This window comes from Pseudomonas sp. C321 (genome assembly GCF_055407105.1).
Genome location: NZ_JBUZRB010000002.1, coordinates 206,768 through 226,994, shown reverse-complemented (window position 1 = coordinate 226,994; position 20,227 = coordinate 206,768). Strand labels below are relative to the sequence as shown.

Here is a 20,227-nt window from a genome sequence, read left to right as displayed (position 1 = left end):
TTCTGACGGGAGTCGTTATGGTTGACCGGCACGACTACGTAGCCCTCGAATGGGTCAAGGGCGAAATTGCCGAAACCCTGAAGCAGGCCCGTTCGGCGCTGGACGCCTTTGTCGACGATTCGAGCCGCGAGGCGATTTCGGGCTGCCTTGAGTGCATTCACCAGGTCCATGGCAGTTTGCTGATGGTCGAATTCTACGGCGCGGCCCTGCTCGCCGAAGAAATGGAGCACCTGGCGCTGGCGCTGCAAGCTGAGCGCGTCAGCCAGCGCGACGAAGGTATTCGCCTGCTGCAACAGGCCCTGGGGCAATTACCGCTGTATCTGGATCGAGTGCACAGCGCCCGTCGCGACCTGCCGCTGGTGGTGTTGCCGCTGCTCAATGATCTGCGCAGCGTGCGCGGCGAAAGCCTGTTGTCGGAAACCAGCCTGTTCAGCCCGCAACTGCTGGTGATTGCGCCGCTGCCCGATGATGCGCTGGCCCAGCGCACGCCAGAGGACTTTCCCGAGCTGCTGCGCCAGTGGCGGCAAATGCTGCAACAGGCCTTGGCGGGTTTGCTGCGCGAAGACCACGGCCCCAGCAACCTGGAAGACATGGCGCGGGTCTTCGCCCGGCTCGAAGCCCTGTGCCACGGCGCGCCGTTGCTGCCCTTGTGGCAAGTGACCTCGGCGCTGGCTGAAGGCATGCTCACCGGCGTCATCGCCAACAGTCCGGCCCTGCGCAGCCTGCTCAAGGCCTGCGACAAGGAACTCAAGCGTCTGCTGGCCCAGGGCATCGCCGGGATCAACACGGCGGCGCCCGATGAATTGCTCAAGAGCTTGCTGTTCTACATCGCCAAAGTCACCCGTCCGACGCCGCGCATGCAAAGCCTGAAAGAACGCTACGGCCTGGACGAAGCACTGCCCGACAGTGCCGTGGTGGACGCCGAGCGCGCGCGCCTGGCGGGACCCGATCGCGATGCCATGGGCTCGGTGCTCGGCGCCCTGTGCGAAGAGCTGGTACGGGTCAAGGAACGTCTGGATTTGTTCGTGCGCAGCGACCGCCAACACACCTCCAATCTCGACAGCCTGCTGTCGCCCCTGCGGCAGATTGCCGACACCCTTGCGGTGCTGGGCTTCGGTCAGCCGCGCAAAGTGATCATCGACCAACTGGCTGTGGTGCAAGGCCTGGCCCAGGGGCAGCGTGAGCCTAACGATGCGGTGTTAATGGATGTCGCCGGTGCCTTGCTCTACGTCGAAGCAACATTGGCCGGCATGGTGGGCACCGTCGAACCGGAAAGGCGCGAAGAAAGCCGCCTGCCGACCACCGACCTGACCCAGATCCACCAGCTTGTCATCAAGGAGTCATGCCAGTGCCTGAAGCAGGCCAAGGAGCTGATTGTTGACTGTCTCGAAGCCGGTTGGGACAAGCAGCGCCTGGTGGAGTCCCTGCCAGAGCTGCTGACCCAGGTGCGCGGCGCCCTGGCGATGATCCCGCTGCCCCGCGCGGCGAGCTTGATGCGCGGCTGTAATGATTACGCCCAAGAGCAATTGATGGTCAACGAAAGCGCGCCTTCAGAGGCGCATCTCGATCATTTTGCCGATGTGCTCACCAGCCTGGAGTACTACCTGGAGCGAATGCTCCAGGACCATGACGCCCCCGGCGAGCGGGTGCTTGAAGTTGCCGCCCAGGGTCTGATGGCGCTTGGCTATGCGCCGGCTGAGACTCAACTGCCGTGGCGCCAGGAACTGCCCGCGCCCAACGATCCGCCGCAGGCGCAGTCCTTGGCCGAGGTACTGGCCAACCCAACTTCGCGCCTTAACCCGCCGGCGCTGCAGCGTCCCGGCAGCTTGCTGCCACCGCCTGCCGGGGAAGAACCGGTGGATGATGAGTTGCGCGAGGTCTTTCTCGAAGAAACCGGGGAAGTGCTTGAGGTGCTACATCGTTATGTGCCAAATGGTACGGCGAGCCTGGAAGACAAGGCCGTCTTGAGCGAAATGCGCCGCGCCTTCCACACCTTGAAAGGCAGTGGTCGCATGGTCCGTGCGCTGGTGTTGGCGGAGTTGGCCTGGGCGGTGGAAAACCTGCTCAATCGCGTGCTCGAACGCAGTGTCGCGCCGGGACCGCAGGTGCAGGCGGTCCTCAATGACGTGGTGGCACTGCTGCCGGAGTTGATCGCCGATTTCGCCGTCGATGCCCAGCGCCAAAGGGACGATGTCGACCACCTGGCGGCCCGTGCCCATGCGCTGGCCAGTGGTGTCGAGCTGCCGGTCGCGGTGCAAGAAGATGCGACGGCCTTCGATCCGCAGTTGCTGGAAATCTTCCGCAATGAAGCCCAGAGCCACCTGGACAGCCTCAACCATTTTCTGCACCAGGCCACCGAACATGTGCCGCTGCAAGTCAGTGACGAACTGCAACGGGCGTTGCATACGCTCAAGGGCAGCGCCCATATGGCTGGCGTGTTGCCCATCGCCGAACTGGCGCGGCCACTGGATCACCTGACTCGCGAGTACAAGGCCCACCGCCTGGCGCTGGACCTGGATGAAATCGAATTGCTGCTGGAAGCCGAAACCTTGTTCCAGCGTGGCTTACGCCAGTTGGAGGGTGATCCGCTGACACCGATCAACGGCGCCGCTTCCTTGATCGAACGCACGCAAAATCGCCTCGACAGCCAACTGGAAGCGCTGCTCAACGCCCCCAGCACCGGCCTACGGGGCAAGCGCGATCCACACCTGATCGCCAACTTCCTGGCCCAGGGCATGGACATCCTGCTGGACGCGGAAAACCTTCTGCGTCGCTGGCAGCAACATCCCGGCGAGCGTCAGGAACTCAGTGCGCTGCTGGACGAATTGACGACGTTGGGGGAGGGCGCGCACCTGGCCGACCTGCACCCGATGGACCAGTTGTGCGAAGCTTTGCTCGACCTGTATGGCGCGGTTGAAGAGAGCAGTCTGGCGGTCAGCGAGCGATTTTTCCATGAGGCTGAACAGGCCCACGAAGCGCTGCTCAATATGCTTGACCAACTGGCCGCCGGCCAGGAAGTCAGCCCTGCGTCGGCACGGGTGCGAGCCCTGCGCGAGCTGCTGGATGAAGGCCTCGATCCATCCGCCACCGGGCTGATCAAGAGCGACGGCAGCCGCGCCCTGAGTATTTCTGAACTCGGCGCCGCGACGGCGCAGTTGGGGCAAGACTCGGCGGTGGACGACGAAATCGTCGAGATATTCCTTGAGGAAGCGGTGGATATCCTCGACAGCGCCGGGCAGTCCCTCAAGCGTTGGCTGCTGGACCCCGATAGCATGGCGCCGCTTTCGTCCTTGCAACGAGATATGTACACCCTCAAGGGCGGCGCGCGCATGGCCGACATCGGCCCCGTGGGTGACCTGGCTCTGGAGCTGGAAAACCTTTACGAAGGGCTGGTGGATCGTCGTTACAGCTACTCTGGCGATCTGGCTCAGGTGCTGATGGCCAGCCACGAGCGACTGGCGGTGCTGTTGGAGCAATTGCAACACCAGCAACCGCTGAGTGATTCCAGCGCCCTGATCAGCAATTTGCATGAGCTTCGTCAGAACACCGGGCTTGTGCCGCCGCCTGTGGCGCCCGAGGTCGAGTCGGCTGGCAGTGATCCCGAGTTGCTGGAGATCTTCCTCGAAGAAGCCGCCGACATCCTCGACAGCTCCGGCGCCGCATTGCTGCGCTGGCAGGCTGATCCACACAATCGTCAGGAAGTGGAAACCCTGCTGCGCGATCTGCACACCCTCAAGGGCGGCGCGCGCATGGTCGAGATCGGGCCCATTGGCGACCTGGCCCACGAGCTGGAGTTTCTCTACGAAGGCTTGTCGGCAGGGTTGCTGGCGCCGTCCGCGGAACTGTTCGCGCTGCTGCAAGGTTGTCACGACCGCCTGGCGCAGATGGTTGAAGCGGTGACGGCGGGCATGCCGGTGGGCTCGGTGGATCAACTGATCGAGCGGATCAGAAGCCTGGTGCATCCAGCCGAAGATCAGGTGGTGCCTGTGACGCTGCCAGCAATCAAGGCCGAGGCCGTACCGGTCAATGAGCCGGCCGCCGACATGGTGAAAATCTCCGCCGAGTTGCTGGACGACCTGGTCAACCTGGCCGGCGAAACCTCGATCTTTCGCGGGCGTATCGAGCAGCAAGTCAACGATGCACGCAGTGCCCTTCACGAGGTGGAAACCACCATCGAGCGCATGCGCGACCAGCTGCGAAGGCTGGATACCGAAACCCAGGGGCGGATTCTCAGCCGCCAGCAGGCCGAAGCCGAGCGCTTGGGTTATGAAGAATTCGATCCGCTGGAAATGGACCGTCATTCCCAGTTGCAACAATTATCCCGCGCCTTGTTCGAATCGGCTTCCGACCTGCTGGACCTCAAGGAAACCCTCGACCAGCGCAATCAGGATGCACAGAACCTGTTGCAGCAACAGGCGCGGATCAATACCGAATTGCAGGAAGGCCTGATGCGCACGCGCATGGTGCCATTCGAGCGCATGCTGCCAAGGCTCAAACGTATCGTGCGGCAAGTGGCCGGCGAGCTGGGCAAAGACGTTGAGTTTATCGTCGGCAATGCCGAAGGTGAGATGGACCGCAACGTGCTGGAGCGCATGGTCGCACCCCTGGAGCACATGCTGCGCAACGCCGTCGACCATGGCCTGGAGTCCCGTGATGCGAGGCTGTTGGCGGGCAAACCGGAAAAAGGCCGGGTTACCCTGGACCTGACCCATGAAGGCGGCGACATCGTCTTCGACATGCGCGACGACGGCGCCGGGGTGCCCCTGGAGGCAGTGCGGCGCAAGGCGATCAAGCGCGGTTTGCTCGACCCTGCGCTGGAGATCAGCGACCGCGATGTCTTGCAGTTCATCCTGCAACCGGGGTTCTCCACTGCGGAAAAAATCACCCAGATTTCCGGGCGTGGCGTCGGCATGGACGTGGTGCACGAAGAAGTGCGTCAGCTCGGCGGCTCCATGGTCATCGATTCCACGCCGGGGCAGGGCGTGCATTTTCGCATTCGCTTGCCGTTCACCGTGTCCGTCAACCGGGCGTTGATGGTGCAGTGCGCGGACGATCAATATGCAATCCCGCTCAACACCATCGAAGGCCTGGTGCGGGTGTTGCCCAATGAGCTGGAAGGTCATTACCAGCTCGAGCCGCCTGTCTATGAATACGCCGGGCAGCGTTACGAGTTGTACTACCTGGGCGAGTTGCTGCACACCGTCGCCCGGCCGAAACTGCTGGGCCAGAGCCTGCCGCTGCCGGTGCTGCTGGTGCAATGCAACGAGCGGCGCATCGCCGTGCAGGTGGACGCCATGGCCGGCACCCGGGAGATTGTGGTCAAGGGCCTGGGCCCACAATTCGCCGGGGTCAAGGGCTTGTCCGGTGCGACCATTCTCGGCGATGGCCGGGTGGTGCTGATCATCGACCTGCTGGCGCACATTCGCGCGTTGCAACCGGCGCAGCCATCCCTGAGGACGGACAGTCAATTGGCGGTCAACGAACCCCAGCAAAAACGCCCTCTGCTGGTGCTGGTGGTGGACGACTCGGTCACCGTGCGCAAAGTCACCAGCCGCCTGCTGGAGCGTAACGGCATGAATGTACTCACCGCCAAGGACGGCATCGACGCCATTGCCCTGCTGGAAGAGCACACTCCGGACCTGATGCTGCTGGACATCGAAATGCCGCGCATGGATGGCTTCGAAGTGGCCCTCCAGGTACGTAACGACCCACGGCTAAAAGACCTGCCGATCATCATGATCACCTCCCGCACCGGGCAGAAACACCGCGATCGCGCCATGGCCATCGGCGTCAACGACTACCTCGGCAAGCCTTACCAAGAGTCGGTGTTGCTGGAAAGCATCGCCTACTGGAGCCCCAATCATGCTTGACCACCGCGCCAGCCAACTCACCGGGTTGCTGCTGCCTTTAGCCGACCGCCATTTGCTGCTGCCCAATGTTGCGGTTGCCGAGCTGATCGATTTCCAGCGTGGTGAGCCGGCCAGCGATGCGCCGCCGTGGTATTTGCGCCAGGTTACGTGGCGGGATCGGCAGTTGCCGTTGATCAGCTTTGAGGCGGCTTGCGGTAGCGCCAGTGTCGTGGGGGAGCGAGCGCGGATCGTGGTGCTCAATACCTTGGGCGGGCGGCCGACGTTGAAGTTTATTGCGCTGGTGATTCAGGGGATTCCGCGTTCTTACAAACTCGACAGCCAGTTGAGCTATGTCGATGTACCGCTGTGTTCGCTGGAGCTAGCGGCGGTGCAGGTGGGGGAGCATGTGGCAAAGGTGCCGGATTTGATGGGGTTGGAAGCGTTGTTGGTGGAGTCCGGATTAGCCTGAGCTGCACATTTTTCATGGGCAATTAATTACCCCTGTGGCGAGGGAGCTTGCTCCCGTTGGACCGCGAAGCGGCCCCAAAACCTTCCCCTCGAGTCACATTTGATTTTCTTTGAATTCGAGCCCTGCGTTTACTGTAGACCGTTACTCCAGCCGTAACAATCCACCACCCAGCTTGATTGATACCCCCCTGATTCACTTCTAAGGTACAGCCCACGACACAATCCTCGTGGAGTGACCATGACAACAACAATAACCCCCGGCTCGCGCTGGACGCGGCGGCGCGATGAGAAGCAGCGGCGGCTGGCGCTGGTAAAGTCTTTTGCCGACGGCGCCGTCCTCCCCAGCGACCGAATCATCGAGGCGCTGCAAGCCCTGATCCTCCCCGGCGACCGGGTAGTCCTGGAAGGCAACAACCAGAAGCAGGCCGATTTTCTCTCTCGCTCGCTGGCCAAGACCGACCCGGCCAAGCTCCACGATTTACACATGATCATGCCCAGTGTCGGCCGCTCCGAGCACCTGGATCTGTTTGAAAAGGGCATCGCCCGCAAGCTGGACTTCTCCTTTGCCGGCACCCAATCCCTGCGCATCAGCCAGTTGCTGGAAGACGGCCTGCTGGAAATCGGTGCGATTCACACCTACATCGAGCTCTATGCACGGCTGGTGGTGGATCTGATTCCCAACGTGGTCCTTTGCGCCGGCTTTATGGCCGACCGCGCCGGCAATATCTACACCGGGCCCAGTACCGAAGACACCCCGGCGCTGATCGAACCGGCGGCCTTCAGCGATGGCATTGTCATCGTCCAGGTCAACCAGTTGGTGGATGACGTCAGCGACTTGCCCCGTGTCGACATTCCGGCAAGTTGGGTCGACTTCGTGGTGGTGGCCGACAAACCTTTCTACATCGAACCGCTGTTCACCCGCGACCCACGGCACATCAAGCCGGTGCATGTGTTGATGGCGATGATGGCGATCCGTGGCATTTATGAGAAACACAACGTCCAGTCCCTGAACCACGGTATTGGTTTCAACACCGCCGCCATCGAGTTGATCTTGCCGACCTACGGTGAATCCCTGGGCCTGAAGGGCAAGATCTGCCGCAACTGGACCCTCAACCCGCACCCAACCCTGATCCCCGCTATCGAAAGCGGCTGGGTGCAAAGCGTGCATTGCTTCGGCACCGAACTGGGCATGGAAAACTACATCGCCGCCCGCCCGGATGTGTTTTTCACCGGCCGAGATGGCTCGATGCGTTCCAACCGGATGTTCTGCCAATTGGCCGGCCAATACGCTGTGGACCTGTTTATCGGTGCCACATTGCAAGTGGATGGCGACGGCCATTCATCTACCGTGACCCGTGGTCGCCTCGCCGGTTTTGGTGGGGCGCCGAACATGGGCCATGACCCGCGCGGTCGCCGCCACGGCACCCCAGCCTGGCTCGACATGCGCCACGATGATGCCCCAGAAGCCTTGCTCGAACGCGGCAAGAAGTTGGTGGTGCAAATGGTCGAGACCTTCCAGGAAGGCGGCAAACCGACCTTCGTCGAAACGCTGGACGCGGTGGAAGTGGCGCGCAAAAGCGGCATGCCCCTGGCGCCGATCATGATCTACGGCGACGACGTCACCCACCTGCTCACCGAAGAAGGCATCGCCTACCTGTACAAAGCCCGCTCCCTGGAAGAGCGCCAGGCGATGATCGCCGCGGTCGCGGGGGTGACTGCCATCGGTATGCGCCACAACCTCAAGGACACTGTGCGCATGCGCCGCGAAGGCCTGATTGCGCTGCCCGAAGACCTTGGTATCCGCCGCACCGACGCCACCCGCGAGTTGCTCGCGGCGAAAAGCGTGGCCGATTTGGTGGAGTGGTCCGGTGGTTTGTACAACCCGCCCGCCAAGTTCAGGAGCTGGTAAATGAACGCACTCAAATTGCATAAGCTGACATTGGCTGAACACTTGGCCGACCTGGCCGTAGATGCTTTGATCGATGAGGCCGACCTGTCGCCCAAACCGGCCCTGGTGGACCGCCGTGGCAATGGCGCCCACAGTGATTTGCACCTGGGCCTGATGCACGTCTCGGCGTTGTCCCTGTGGCCGGCGTTCAAGGCAATGGCTGAAGCGGCCATCGAGTTCGGCGAGGTCGGTTTACCCCTGCGCGAAGCCCTTGGGCGTATTGGTCGCGAAGGTGAACAGTCGATGCTCACCACCACGGGCGGGGTGAACACGCATCGCGGGGCGATCTGGGCGTTGGGGTTGTTGGTGGCCGCTGCCGCGCTGGAACCTGAATCCAGCCAAGCCAGCGAGCTGACCTTGCGCGCCGCCCGCCTGGCTTTGCTCAACGACCGCCATGCGCCCCAGCCGCTGAGCCACGGCGCCCTGGTCGCCCAACGCTACGGCGCTCGCGGTGCCCGTGAAGAAGCGCAACTGGGCTTCCCATCGCTCCTGCAACGCGGCCTGCCGCAACTGCAAAAAAGCCGCCTGCAACAGCACGGCGAACAGAACGCCCGCCTCGACGCGTTGCTGGCGATCATGACCGACCTGGCCGACACCTGCGTGCTCTACCGCGCCGGCACCGAAGGTTTAAACGCCATGCAGCAAGGCGCCCAAGCCGTGCTGGATGCCGGTGGTAGCGCGAGCCTTGCAGGGCGTCGCCGCCTGCATGAACTGGATCAACAACTGCTCGCCTTGAATGCCTCCCCAGGCGGCGCCGCCGACCTGTTGGCTGCCTGCCTGTTTATCGACCGCATCGAGTCTTGCGACGGAGCGTTTTGATGGAAACCTTGTCCTTTGAATTCCCCGCCGGGCAGCCCGCCAAAGGTCGTGCGCTGGTGGGTTGCGTCGGCTCCGGTGACCTGGAAGTGCTGCTGGAACCGGGCACGGCGGGTACCCTGACGATCCAGGTGCAAACCTCGGTCAATGGCGCCGAACAACGCTGGCAGCATCTGCTCGAGCGGATCTTCCAGGAACAGACGCCACCGGCCCTGAACATTGATATCCACGACTTCGGCGCCACCCCCGGCGTGGTGCGCTTGCGCCTGGAGCAAGGCTTCGAGGAGATCGGTCATGAATGACTTGCTCAATAAACACAGCTTCGTCGAACTCGGCGCCCGGCAGCGGGCCAAGGCCTTGCTCGACCAGGGCAGTTTTCGTGAACTGATCGACCCGTTCCAGCGGGTGATGTCGCCGTGGCTGGCTCGCCAGGGCGTTGTCCCGCAAGCCGACGACGGCGTGGTGATTGCCAAGGGCAGCATCGGTGGTTTGCCGGTGGTGATCGCCGCTATCGAAGGCAATTTCCAGGGCGGCAGCCTCGGTGAAGTTGGCGGGGCGAAAATCGCCGGGGCCCTGGAACTGGCCGCTGAAGACAACCGCAATGGCATTCCTACTCGCGCCGTGTTGCTGCTGGAAACCGGTGGCGTGCGTTTACAGGAAGCCAACCTAGGGCTGGCGGCGATTGCCGATATCCACGCCGCGATTGTCGACCTGCGCCAGTACCAGCCGGTGATCGGTGTGGTGGCGGGCAGCGTTGGCTGCTTTGGTGGCATGTCCATTGCCGCAGGCTTGTGCAGTTATCTGGTGGTCACCCGCGAAGCACGGCTGGGTCTGAACGGCCCGCAAGTGATCGAACAGGAAGCTGGCCTTGAGGAGTACGACTCCCGCGACCGGCCCTTTATCTGGGGCCTGACCGGTGGCGAACAGCGCTTTGCCAGCGGCCTGGCCGACCGCTATGTAGCGGACGATGTGGCGCAGATTCAACAGCAAGTCACTGAGTTGTTGCAGCAAGGTTTGCCCAGTATTCAACGCAGCCGTCAGGCCGATCACTACCTTGAACGCCTCGGGCGCCTGGACGCCGAACCGCAAATCGACCCGGCAACGGTTCGCGACCTGTATCAGGGAGAACGGTCATGAGAGGTTTGCAGTGGTTCAATGCATTGAGCACCGGCGCCATTCCTGTAAACGGTTTGCCGAATTCGCTGAAAGTCGCCGATGGCACGCTCGGTGATCAACAGGTGCGCTTCATCGCTGTCGTCACCGACCCGCAAAGCCGCTTCCCCCGTGCGCGCAATGGTGAAGTCGGTTTGCTGGAAGGCTGGGGCTTGGCCAAGGCCATCGATGAAGCTATCAACACGGGCGACAAGCGCCCGCTGATCGCCATCGTCGACGTGCCTAGCCAGGCCTACGGTCGTCGCGAAGAAGCCCTGGGCATCCATCAAGCCTTGGCCGCTGCCGCTGACAGTTACGCTCGCGCTCGGTTGGCCGGGCATCCGGTGATTGCGCTGCTGGTGGGCAAGGCCATGTCCGGCGCGTTTCTCGCTCATGGTTACCAGGCCAACCGCTTGATCGCCCTGCGCGATCCCGGTGTGATGGTTCACGCTATGGGCAAGGCTTCGGCGGCGCGGGTAACCCTGCGCAGCGTCGAGGAGTTGGAAGCCTTGGCCGCCAGCGTTCCGCCCATGGCCTATGACATCGACAGCTTTGCCAGCCTCGGTTTGCTGTGGGAGACCTTGTCGGTCAGCCAGATCGAGCAGCCGACGGCGGACGATCTGGCTCGGGTGAGCGACTGCCTGGTGCAGGCGATCAAGGACGTGCAGGCCGGCGGTCGTGACTTGAGCGGTCGCCTGGGCGCCAGCAATCGAGCCGCTTCCGCCCATGTTCGCCAGCTGTTGCGTGAGCAGTGGTGAACGGTGTGCTGCCCCATGACTTGCTCTGGGGGATGACGCCAGAGCACTTTGCTGGCGATGCGCCGTCGTGGGTGTTGGATGCGCTGAGCGCTGGGCACCCCGTGGTGGTGCGCCGTGCCATGACCGCTGTAGGTCAGGTGTCGGTGGGCGTGCGCGGGCCGTTGCGAGAACAGCGTTATGGCGCGGTCATGCCGGTGGCTGCTATTCAGCGCCGGACAAGTCCGGAGCAATTGCGCAGCGTGCATTCGCCACGTGACTTGCCGGCGTTACAGGCGCTCGATCAACTGCGGCCATTGCTGGAACAGTTCGGGCTGGATTGGGGCGTCAGCGGCAGTGCCGGTTTCGAGCTGGCCAGCGGCGTTGAAGCGCTGCATGCACGCAGTGATCTGGACCTGATTCTGCGCACGCCGCAACCTTTGGAACGCAATGCCGCCCGTGAACTATTGGCGTTACTGGATACCGCTGTGTGCCCGGTAGACCTGCAGCTGCAAGCCCCGCAAGGAGCGGTCGCCTTGCGTGAGTGGGCCGGTCCGTCGCGGCGCGTGTTGTTGAAAAGCGCCAGCGGTGCGCATCTGGTCCTTGATCCCTGGCAGGCAGTGGCATGAGCAGCCTTTTGGTGTTCCCGGGGCAGGGCGCCCAGCGTCCGGGTATGCTCGAGCATTTGCCCGCAGTGGTGTTGCAGGAGGCGAGCGACGCCTTGGGCGAAGAGGTGCGCAATCTCGATTCGGCCCAGGCGCTGTCTTCGACCCGTGCGGTCCAGCTATGCCTGTTGATCGCAGGCGTTGCCAGTGCGCGGATGCTTGAGCATGCACCGGACTACGTCGCTGGCCTGTCCATCGGTGCCTACCCGGCAGCGGTGATTGCGGGCTCCCTGGCGTTTAGCGACGCGATGAAACTGGTCAGCCTGCGCGGTGAGTTGATGCAACAGGCTTATCCACAGGGCTATGGAATGACCGCGATCATCGGCCTGCAATTGCCCGCCGTCGAAGCACTCCTCGTTCAAGTCCACAGCCCACAAACACCGGTCTACCTGGCCAATATCAACGCCGACAATCAAGCCGTGATCGCCGGCAGCGATGATGCAATGAAGGCGGTCGCGGCACTGGTACGAGGCACGGGTGTCGCCAGGCGCCTGGCCGTCAGCGTGCCGTCCCATTGCCCGCTGCTGGAAAAACCCGCCCACGCCCTGGCCGAGGCATTTACCCGCGTTACGTTGAAAGCCCCAACCAGCACTTATCTGAGCAGCACCCGCGCCCGGCCGATCCGCGATATCGAACACCTGCGCGACGACCTGGCCTTCAACATGTGCCGCATCGTCGACTGGCGCGGCACCGTGCAAAGCGCCTACGAACGCGGCGTACGTCTGCAGATTGAGTTGCCCCCGGGCGCGGTGCTCAGCGGCCTGGCGCGGCGAGTGTTTGAGCAAGGCACGGTGATCGCCTTCGAAGGTGCTCGCCTGGACACCTTGCAGGCCCTGTTGCGAGAGGAGGGCCGCCGCCACCGATAAAGCAGCACCCGAGGCTTTCGAAGCACAAAAACAACAATTTCGATGAAGCACTTTGAGGACAACCAGCATGATTATTTACGGTGTGGCGTTTTTGGCGCTGTGTACCCTGGCGGGCCTGTTTGTCGGCGAGCTGCTGGGGAAATGGATGGGCATCCCGGCCAACGTCGGCGGGGTGGGGATTGCCATGTTGCTGTTGATCGGCCTGGGCAGCTACCTGGGCAAGCGCGGCTTGTTTACCGGCAAGTCGGAGCAGGGCGTGAGCTTCTGGGCGGCGATTTATATTCCGATTGTGGTGGCCATGGCTGCCCAGCAAAACGTCTACGGCGCCATCAGTGGCGGCCCCATGGCCATTCTTGCCGGAACCGCTGCCGTGGTCGTGGCCTTTGCCCTGGTACCGGTGCTGGTGCGCATCGGAAACCGTGAGCCGAGTGCGGTTGTCCCCACCAAAGAAGCCGGGTGATTGCCATGTATGAATCCATGATGAAAGTGATCACCGGCTACGGCCTGATCAGCGGTTTTGCGGTGATTGGCCTGACGATGTGGGTCTCCTACTGGATCTCCGACACCTTCACCAAGGGCCGTCTGCATGGCTCGGCCATCGCCATTTTGCTGGGGTTGGTCCTGTCCTTCTGGGCGGCGATTTATATTCCGATTGTGGTGGCCATGGCTGCCCAGCAAAACGTCTACGGCGCCATCAGTGGCGGCCCCATGGCCATTCTTGCCGGAACCGCTGCCGTGGTCGTGGCCTTTGCCCTGGTACCGGTGCTGGTGCGCATCGGAAACCGTGAGCCGAGTGCGGTTGTCCCCACCAAAGAAGCCGGGTGATTGCCATGTATGAATCCATGATGAAAGTGATCACCGGCTACGGCCTGATCAGCGGTTTTGCGGTGATTGGCCTGACGATGTGGGTCTCCTACTGGATCTCCGACACCTTCACCAAGGGCCGTCTGCATGGCTCGGCCATCGCCATTTTGCTGGGGTTGGTCCTGTCCTATGTCGGCGGTGCCTTTACCGGGGGCTCAAAAGGCGTGGTGGATATCCCGTTGCTGTCGGGCATCGGCCTGCTGGGCGGGGCGATGCTGCGGGACTTTGCCATCGTCGCCACCGCGTTTGGCGTCAGTGTTGATGAACTCAAGCGGGCAGGGTACGTCGGTGTGTTGGCGCTGTTTGTCGGCGTTGGCTCATCGTTTATCGCCGGTGTGGGGGTGGCCATGGCGTTTGGGTACACCGATGCAGTAAGCCTGACCACCATCGGTGCTGGCGCCGTGACCTATATCGTTGGGCCAGTGACCGGTGCGGCGATTGGTGCCAGTTCCGAGGTTATGGCGTTGTCCATTGCCGCCGGGTTGATCAAGGCCATTCTGGTGATGGTGATGACGCCGTTCGTAGCTCCCCTGATTGGCCTTAACAGTCCGCGCAGCGCGGTGATCTTCGGCGGGCTGATGGGCACCTCCAGCGGTGTGGCCGGCGGGTTGGCGGCGACCGATCCGAAGCTGGTGCCTTACGGTTGCCTGACGGCGGCTTTTTATACGGCGCTGGGGTGTTTGCTGGGGCCGTCGTTGCTGTTTCTGATCATGCGCGGGTTGGTGGGCTAAAGCCCTGACTGCTGTGATATGAGCACGACTTGTTGTGGCGAGCCCGCTCGCCACAACGGCCCGTGGGGTGTCAGGCCTGCCGATTGGCATACATCCGACACTCTGCCAATAGCGCGAGCAAGTTCGGGTCACGTTCCTTGGCCTTCAAGAACATCACGCCGATGCGCTGCTGTAACCGATAGCGCGGCTGCAACGGAATCAGCTTCACCCGATTCTCATACACCGCCGCAATTCTCCCCGGCAGTAGCGCATACCCCACCCCTGAACTGACCATGCTCAGCAGCGTGAAGATGTCGTTGACCTGCATCGCCACCTTGGGCTCGAAGCCAGCCTGCTTGAACACCCGATTGCCATCCTGGTGAGTGGCGAAGCCTTGGGTCAGGGTGATGAAGGTGGCGTCGCGCACATCGGCCAGGTCGATTTCCTGTTCGCGGTCCAAGGGCGAATCGGCAGGCGTGGCGAGGAATATGTCATCGGAAAACAGCGCGATTTGCTCACAGTCCGAGTCGCAGGCGTTGTCATCCAGGGAGATCAGGATCGCGTCCACTTCCATGTTCTTGAGCTTGTACAGCAGGTCGAAATTGGAGCCCAGGATCAGGTCGATGTTCAGCTCGCTGCGGCGGATTTTCAGGCCCATGATCAACTGCGGCACGGTCTTTACCGTCAGGGAATACAGGGAACCCAGTTTGAAACGCTCGGCGGAGAACCCGGCGGCTTCACGGGTCAGGCGTACGCTGTCGACCACGTCCTGGATCAGCTTTTGTGCGCGCTCCTCCAGCACATAGGCGCTTTCCAGCGGTGTGAGGTTGCGGCCTTCGTGCTTGAACAGCGGGCAGCGCAGGGTGTTTTCCAGGGAGTGGATCGCCCGGTGCACGCTGACGTTGCTGGTCTGCAACTCGGCTGCCGCCCGGGCCAGGTTGCCGGTACGCATGAACGCCAGGAAGATTTCCAGTTTTTTGAGGGTGAATTCTTCGTCGATCAGCATGGCCGTGACTCTTGTTCGAATGCGCTCGATTGTGCCCCTAAAACCTGCGCGCTCCCAGGCATGTAGCGCATCTTGAGTCGCGGACATCAGAACGGCCTTGCACTATCTCTCGCCAGGCATGAGCCTTGTTGGCAACACAGGCTATTGGAGGTCAGTGACACATGTATCACGGGGAACGATTTAACGCCTGGAGCCATTTGCTTGGGGCGGTCGCGGCCTTTGTCGGCGCGGTGTGGCTGTTGGTGGTTGCAAGTCTTGATGGCAGCCCCTGGAAGATTGTCAGCGTGGCGATTTATGGTTTCACGCTGTTGGTGCTGTACAGCGCGTCAACGGTTTATCACAGCGTGCGTGGGCGCAAAAAAGAGATCATGCAGAAGGTCGATCACTTTTCGATCTACCTGCTGATCGCCGGCAGCTACACGCCGTTTTGCCTGGTGACCCTGCGCGGGCCGTGGGGCTGGACGCTGTTCGGGATTGTCTGGGGACTGGCGGTGATTGGTATCCTGCAAGAGATCAAACCACGCTCGGAGGCGCGGATTCTGTCGATCGTGATCTATGCGGTGATGGGTTGGATTGTGCTGGTGGCGGTCAAACCGCTGATTGCGGTGTTGGGCACGGCGGGGTTTATCTGGCTAGCGTCGGGCGGGGTGTTGTACACCGTGGGTATTATTTTCTTTGCCCTGGAGCACCGTCTGCGGCACTCCCATGGGATCTGGCATTTGTTTGTGATCGGTGGGAGTTTGCTGCATTTCGTGGCAATCATGCGCTATGTACTGTGACGCTCCTACAGGCGGTCGAGTTGTTCCTGGGCCCGGCTGCTGAAAATCTCCAGTAGGCTCGCCAGCATATGTGGCGGCGGTTCATCGGCGCGAGTCAGGGCATACAAGGTGATCGGCAGCGGCGGTGCCAGCGGACGGATGCAGGTGGTGGACGTTGACGCACCCAGGGCCGTAAACGGATCAATCACCGCCAGCCCTGCACCGGACTCGACCATGGCCCTGGCCAGGGAGTAAGTCTGCACTGCGATGCTCACGCGCGGTGGCGGGTCGACGGCTTCCAGGTAGCTGTCGAGTTTCGCCGACAACGGGTCGGCGCTGGACAGGCCAATCAACGGCGCATCGGCCAACGCCATCAGCGGCAAGGGTTTCCCATGTTCTGCCGCGGGCCAGTAACCTCGCGGTGCCAGGGCGACCAGCACGCCATGGGCCAACGCCTGGGCCTTCAATCCTGGGTGATCGGGGGACTTGAGCGTCAGCGCCACATCCATCTCGCGCATCAACAGGTTCTGCACCAGCTCGCGGCTGTGGGCGCTGGACAGTTCGCAGGCGATGTCCGGGTAGCGCTGAGTCCACTCGCGAATGGCCGGTGGCAGCAGCGATAACGCCAGGGCCGGTGTGGCGCCGATGCGCAGGCTTTGACCCGGTTCGCGGCGCAGGTTCTGCGCCAGGCGCCGCACGCCTTGCAGGCTTTCGGTGACCTTGTCGACTTCCCGCTCAAGGGCTAGCGCCTCGGGCGTGGGCAGCAGTTTGCCGCGGATGCGCAAAAACAGCGGGAAGCCCAGTTGCAACTCGGCGTGCTGCAACACCTTGCTCACCGCCGGTTGCGAGACGTGCAGCAACTGCGCGGCGGCGCTGACGGAGCCGGTCTGGCGGATCGCCTGGAAGATTTCGATATGACGCAAGCGCATGGAAAGTCCATAACCTTTGTTTATGGGTGCCCCATCTTTATTCATTGTCCGGCGTCTGTCACCTGGCCCTAACCTTCAGCTCTGACAATCAACGGCTAAGGACTGATATGGCTCAGCAGGTTTGCATCATCGGCGGAGGGGTCATCGGCCTGGCGAGCGCTTACGCCCTGGTGCGCGCCGGCATGGACGTGACGGTGGTCGAGGCGCGGGAAACCCTGGGCAGCGAAACCAGCTTTGCCAACGGCGGCCAACTGTCCTATCGCTATGTCGCACCGCTGGCCGATAAAGGGGTACCGCTGCAAGCCATCGGCTGGATGCTGCGTGGTGACTCGCCATTGAAGCTGCGCCCGCGCCTGGACCCAGCCCAATGGCGCTGGATGGCGTCCTTTCTCGGCGCCTGTCGTGCCTCGGTCAACAAGCGCAATGCCGGGCATTTGTTACGCCTGGCGTCTTTGAGTCAGGGCACCTTGCAGCAGTGGCGTGACGAAGACGGCCTGGACGGCTTCGACTGGCGGCGCAACGGCAAGCTGGTGACGTTTCGCAGCCACAATACGTTTGAGCATGCGCGGGGCAAAGTGACCGATTGCCTGCAACAACAAGTGTTGTCGGCGGTTGATTGTGCGCGGCTGGAGCCGACCCTGGGCGCTGGGGATTTTGTTGGCGGGATCTACACGCCCAACGAAGAAGTGGCGGACTGTCATGGCTTCTGCCAGCAACTGGCAGTGCGGCTTCAAGCTTCGGGGCGTTGCACGTTCATGCTGGGCCGTAAAGTCACCGGCATTCGTCACGCGGATGGCGCCGTGCAGGCGATCGAGATGGGCGTCGAGGTGCTGGCGGTCGAACACCTGGTGCTGGCGGCGGGTCATCGCAGCCCCGAGCTGGCTTTGCCTGGCGTGTCGTTGCCGCTGTATCCACTCAAGGGCTACAGCCTGAGCGTGCCGATTGGCGAGCAGCATCAAGCGCCGAATATCAGCATCACCGATTACGACCGCAAAATTGTCTACGCCCGTATCGGCGAGCAACTGCGGGTGGCGGCGATGGTGGATATCGTAGGCTTCGACACCCGTATTGAACCCAAGCGTCTGGCGCTGATCAAGCGCCAGGCCTGTGAAACGTTCCCGCTGGCCGGTGATTACACACAGGCCATCGAATGGGCCGGTATGCGTCCGGCCACGCCCAGCGGCGTGCCGCTGATTGGCGCCAGTGCCTATCGCAACCTGTGGCTTAACCTTGGCCATGGTGCCCTGGGGTTTACCCTGGCCTGTGGCAGCGGCCAATTGCTCGCCGAATTGATCGGCCAACACACGACTTCCATTGATATGCAGGGCCTCGCTCCCCGCGCCGCCTGAGGATGCACCGATGAGCATCACCCGAATCAACAGCAACAGTCGTCTGTCCGGCGCAGTGACCTTTCAGGGCCTGGTGTTTTTGTCCGGCCAGGTGCCCGGCGAGGGCCAGGATGTGACGACGCAAACCCAGGAAGTCCTGGCCAAGATAGATGCGCTGCTGCGCGACGCTGGCAGCGACAAGGATCATCTACTCAACGCAACCATTTACCTGAAGAATATCCAGGACGGTTTTGCGCCGATGAATGACGTCTGGTCAGCCTGGCTGTCGCCCGGCCAGGCGCCAACCCGCACCACCCTGCAAGCGGAGCTGGCACGTCCTGACGTGCTGGTAGAAATCAGCGTCATCGCTGCTCGCCGCCCTTAACGATCTGCATAACAAGAAAACCAACGGAGAATAACAATGCAAAAAATCACGTTGATCGGCTGCACCCTGGGGCTGTTGCTTGGGGCTCAGGCCCACGCCACTGAAGCACCCTTGCAAGGCACGTTGAGCAAGATCGCCAACGCCAAGAGCATCACCCTGGGTTATCGCGATGCCTCGGTGCCGTTTTCCTACGTCGGTGATCACACCGGTAAACCCATGGGCTACTCGGTGGATCTGGCGAGCAAGATTGTCGAGCGCATTCAACAGAAAACCGGCGTGCCGAAACTCAATGTTAAGTACAACCTGGTGACGTCCCAGACCCGTATCGCGCTGGTGCAGAACGGCACTGTGGACCTGGAGTGTGGCTCTACCGGCGTGACCGCCGAGCGGCAAAAGCAGGTGGCGTTTTCCTACGGTTTTATCTACGTGAAGGGTCAGTTGCTGACCTCCAGGGACAGCGGCATCAACAGCTTCGCTGACCTCAAAGGCAAGAACGTAGTGACCACCGCGGGAACCACCAACGAGCGCTTTATCAAGAGCTATAACGCCGACCACAAGCTGAACATATCGGTGATCAGCGCCAAGGACCACGGCGAAGCGTTCCAGATGCTGCAGTCGGGCCGGGCAGTGGCGTTCTACATGGACGACGCCTTGCTCTACGGTGAGCGCGCCAAGGCCAAGGACCCCCATAAGTGGGTAGTGGTGGGTGAGGAGCAGTCGCGGGAAATCTACAGCTGCATGGTGCGCAAGGACGATCCGCAGTTTCTCGCGGTGGTCAACGAGACGTTGGCGGGCCTGTACAGCTCGGGGGAGATCAACGGGATTTACCAGCGCTGGTTTGAACAGCCGATCCCGCCCAAGGGCTTGAACCTGGAGTTTCCGATGACCAGCGAGTTGAAGGCGATTATTGCCAAGCCGGTGAGTGATCCGGTGGAGTGATGGAGTGGTAGCCCGATCAAAATGTGGGAGTAGGCAAGCCAGCTCCCACATTTGATTGGGTTTTCATGGGATGAGTTGCGTTGGTTTAGAAATCCCCCCACAGCTGCTGGGCCACCGCCAGCGCCACGACTGGCGCTGTTTCGGTGCGCAGCACTCGCGGCCCCAGTCGCGCCGAGTGGAATCCGGCATTCTGCGCGCTGTTCACTTCCCCATCGGTCAAACCGCCCTCTGGCCCGATCAGAAACGCCAGGCTTGCAGGCTTGGCATGGCTGACCAACGGTTCGGCCACCGGGTGCAAGACCAGTTTCAAATCCGCCTCGGTCTGCTTCAGCCAATCCGCCAGCAACAGCGGTGGATGAATCACTGGCACCCGCGAACGACCGCACTGCTCGCACGCGCTGCTCGCCACTTGGCGCCAGTGCTGAAGGCGCTTGTCGGCCCGTTCGTCCTTGAGGCGTACTTCGCAGCGGTCGCTGAAAATAGGGGTGATTTCGTTGACCCCCAGCTCAGTGGCTTTCTGGATCGCCCAGTCCATCCGCTCGCCACGGGACAAGCCCTGGCCGAGGTGGATCTGTAACGGTGATTCGAGCTGCCCGGCGAAGGCTTCGGTCAGTTGCACCACCACGCGTTTTTTACCGACTTCCAGCAACGTGCCGCGAAACTCCTGGCCGGAGCCGTCGAACAACTGCACGGGATCGCTTTCGTTCATGCGCAACACGCGGCTGATGTAATGCGCCTGGGCTTCGGGCAACTCGTGGTCGCCAATGCTCAGGGGGGCGTCGATAAAAAAGCGGGACAGTCTCATTTCTG

The 20,227-nt window shown here is 62.0% G+C and carries 19 protein-coding genes; 16 read left to right on the top strand and 3 right to left on the bottom strand.

Annotated elements, in window-relative coordinates:
- The first annotated feature begins 17 nt into the window (after positions 1 to 17).
- From ACZRJ6_RS06960 to madM, 12 genes are all read left to right on the top strand, one after another.
- A complete protein-coding gene (locus tag ACZRJ6_RS06960) occupies positions 18 to 5,870 on the top strand; it encodes an Hpt domain-containing protein (RefSeq protein WP_463967778.1) in 5,853 nt (1,950 codons plus the stop codon).
- Positions 5,863 to 6,318: a chemotaxis protein CheW gene (locus ACZRJ6_RS06955; RefSeq protein WP_133102421.1), complete on the top strand. Its 456-nt coding sequence runs from the start codon at positions 5,863 to 5,865 to the stop codon at positions 6,316 to 6,318. The genes ACZRJ6_RS06960 and ACZRJ6_RS06955 overlap by 8 nt, the downstream gene beginning before the upstream one ends.
- 237 nt (positions 6,319 to 6,555) lie before the next feature.
- Positions 6,556 to 8,226: a malonate decarboxylase subunit alpha gene (mdcA, locus tag ACZRJ6_RS06950; RefSeq protein ID WP_463967779.1), complete on the top strand. Its 1,671-nt coding sequence runs from the start codon at positions 6,556 to 6,558 to the stop codon at positions 8,224 to 8,226.
- Complete coding sequence (locus ACZRJ6_RS06945) at positions 8,227 to 9,084, top strand: triphosphoribosyl-dephospho-CoA synthase (RefSeq protein WP_463967780.1); 858 nt, start codon at positions 8,227 to 8,229, stop codon at positions 9,082 to 9,084. It abuts the gene before it with no gap.
- Positions 9,084 to 9,383, top strand: a complete 300-nt coding sequence (locus ACZRJ6_RS06940) for a malonate decarboxylase subunit delta (RefSeq protein WP_463967781.1) — start codon at positions 9,084 to 9,086, stop codon at positions 9,381 to 9,383. The genes ACZRJ6_RS06945 and ACZRJ6_RS06940 overlap by 1 nt, the downstream gene beginning before the upstream one ends.
- Positions 9,376 to 10,218, top strand: coding sequence for a biotin-independent malonate decarboxylase subunit beta (locus ACZRJ6_RS06935; RefSeq protein WP_463967782.1), 843 nt, complete (start codon positions 9,376 to 9,378; stop codon positions 10,216 to 10,218). The genes ACZRJ6_RS06940 and ACZRJ6_RS06935 overlap by 8 nt, the downstream gene beginning before the upstream one ends.
- On the top strand, positions 10,215 to 10,991 hold the full coding sequence (mdcE, locus tag ACZRJ6_RS06930; RefSeq protein WP_463967783.1) for a biotin-independent malonate decarboxylase subunit gamma: 777 nt from the start codon (positions 10,215 to 10,217) through the stop codon (positions 10,989 to 10,991). Before ACZRJ6_RS06935 ends, mdcE begins: the two co-directional genes overlap by 4 nt.
- A 5-nt stretch (positions 10,992 to 10,996) precedes the next feature.
- Entirely contained in the window at positions 10,997 to 11,596 is a 600-nt protein-coding gene (locus ACZRJ6_RS06925; protein WP_463967930.1) for a malonate decarboxylase holo-ACP synthase, read from the top strand.
- A complete protein-coding gene (gene mdcH, locus ACZRJ6_RS06920; protein WP_463967784.1) occupies positions 11,593 to 12,498 on the top strand; it encodes a malonate decarboxylase subunit epsilon in 906 nt (301 codons plus the stop codon). Before ACZRJ6_RS06925 ends, mdcH begins: the two co-directional genes overlap by 4 nt.
- A 67-nt stretch (positions 12,499 to 12,565) precedes the next feature.
- Positions 12,566 to 12,958 carry a malonate transporter subunit MadL gene (gene madL, locus ACZRJ6_RS06915; protein WP_463967785.1) on the top strand — a complete coding sequence of 131 codons (393 nt, stop codon included), beginning with the start codon at positions 12,566 to 12,568 and terminating at the stop codon, positions 12,956 to 12,958.
- Between the two features lie 5 nt (positions 12,959 to 12,963).
- Entirely contained in the window at positions 12,964 to 13,323 is a 360-nt protein-coding gene (locus ACZRJ6_RS06910) for a malonate transporter subunit MadL (RefSeq protein ID WP_463967786.1), read from the top strand.
- Positions 13,324 to 13,328: 5 nt separating this feature from the next.
- Positions 13,329 to 14,093: a malonate transporter subunit MadM gene (gene madM, locus ACZRJ6_RS06905; RefSeq protein WP_133102413.1), complete on the top strand. Its 765-nt coding sequence runs from the start codon at positions 13,329 to 13,331 to the stop codon at positions 14,091 to 14,093.
- A gap of 70 nt (positions 14,094 to 14,163) precedes the next feature.
- Here madM and ACZRJ6_RS06900 read toward each other — a convergent pair whose 3' ends face one another.
- A complete protein-coding gene (locus tag ACZRJ6_RS06900; protein WP_463967787.1) occupies positions 14,164 to 15,078 on the bottom strand; it encodes a LysR family transcriptional regulator in 915 nt (304 codons plus the stop codon).
- Positions 15,079 to 15,239: 161 nt separating this feature from the next.
- Between ACZRJ6_RS06900 and trhA the strand changes: the two genes are divergently transcribed.
- Positions 15,240 to 15,857 (top strand): PAQR family membrane homeostasis protein TrhA, encoded by a 618-nt coding sequence (gene trhA, locus ACZRJ6_RS06895; RefSeq protein WP_463967788.1) that lies wholly within the window; start codon positions 15,240 to 15,242, stop codon positions 15,855 to 15,857.
- A 5-nt stretch (positions 15,858 to 15,862) separates the two neighbouring features.
- On the opposite strand, the gene ACZRJ6_RS06890 is transcribed toward trhA, so the two are convergent.
- Positions 15,863 to 16,765, bottom strand: a complete 903-nt coding sequence (locus tag ACZRJ6_RS06890; protein ID WP_463967789.1) for a LysR family transcriptional regulator — start codon at positions 16,763 to 16,765, stop codon at positions 15,863 to 15,865.
- 62 nt (positions 16,766 to 16,827) lie between these two features.
- Between ACZRJ6_RS06890 and ACZRJ6_RS06885 the strand changes: the two genes are divergently transcribed.
- Genes ACZRJ6_RS06885 through ACZRJ6_RS06875 form a run of 3 tightly spaced genes read left to right on the top strand, consistent with a single transcriptional unit; the run spans position 16,828 to position 19,417 of the window.
- Entirely contained in the window at positions 16,828 to 18,114 is a 1,287-nt protein-coding gene (locus tag ACZRJ6_RS06885) for a D-amino acid dehydrogenase (RefSeq protein WP_463967931.1), read from the top strand.
- 10 nt (positions 18,115 to 18,124) lie between these two features.
- Positions 18,125 to 18,478, top strand: a complete 354-nt coding sequence (locus tag ACZRJ6_RS06880) for a RidA family protein (RefSeq protein ID WP_149414421.1) — start codon at positions 18,125 to 18,127, stop codon at positions 18,476 to 18,478.
- Between the two features lie 36 nt (positions 18,479 to 18,514).
- Entirely contained in the window at positions 18,515 to 19,417 is a 903-nt protein-coding gene (locus tag ACZRJ6_RS06875) for a transporter substrate-binding domain-containing protein (protein ID WP_350614233.1), read from the top strand.
- Between the two features lie 85 nt (positions 19,418 to 19,502).
- Here the strand turns inward: ACZRJ6_RS06875 and ACZRJ6_RS06870 are convergent, their stop codons facing one another.
- Positions 19,503 to 20,222, bottom strand: a complete 720-nt coding sequence (locus ACZRJ6_RS06870) for a 16S rRNA (uracil(1498)-N(3))-methyltransferase (RefSeq protein WP_463967790.1) — start codon at positions 20,220 to 20,222, stop codon at positions 19,503 to 19,505.
- Positions 20,223 to 20,227 lie beyond the last annotated feature (5 nt).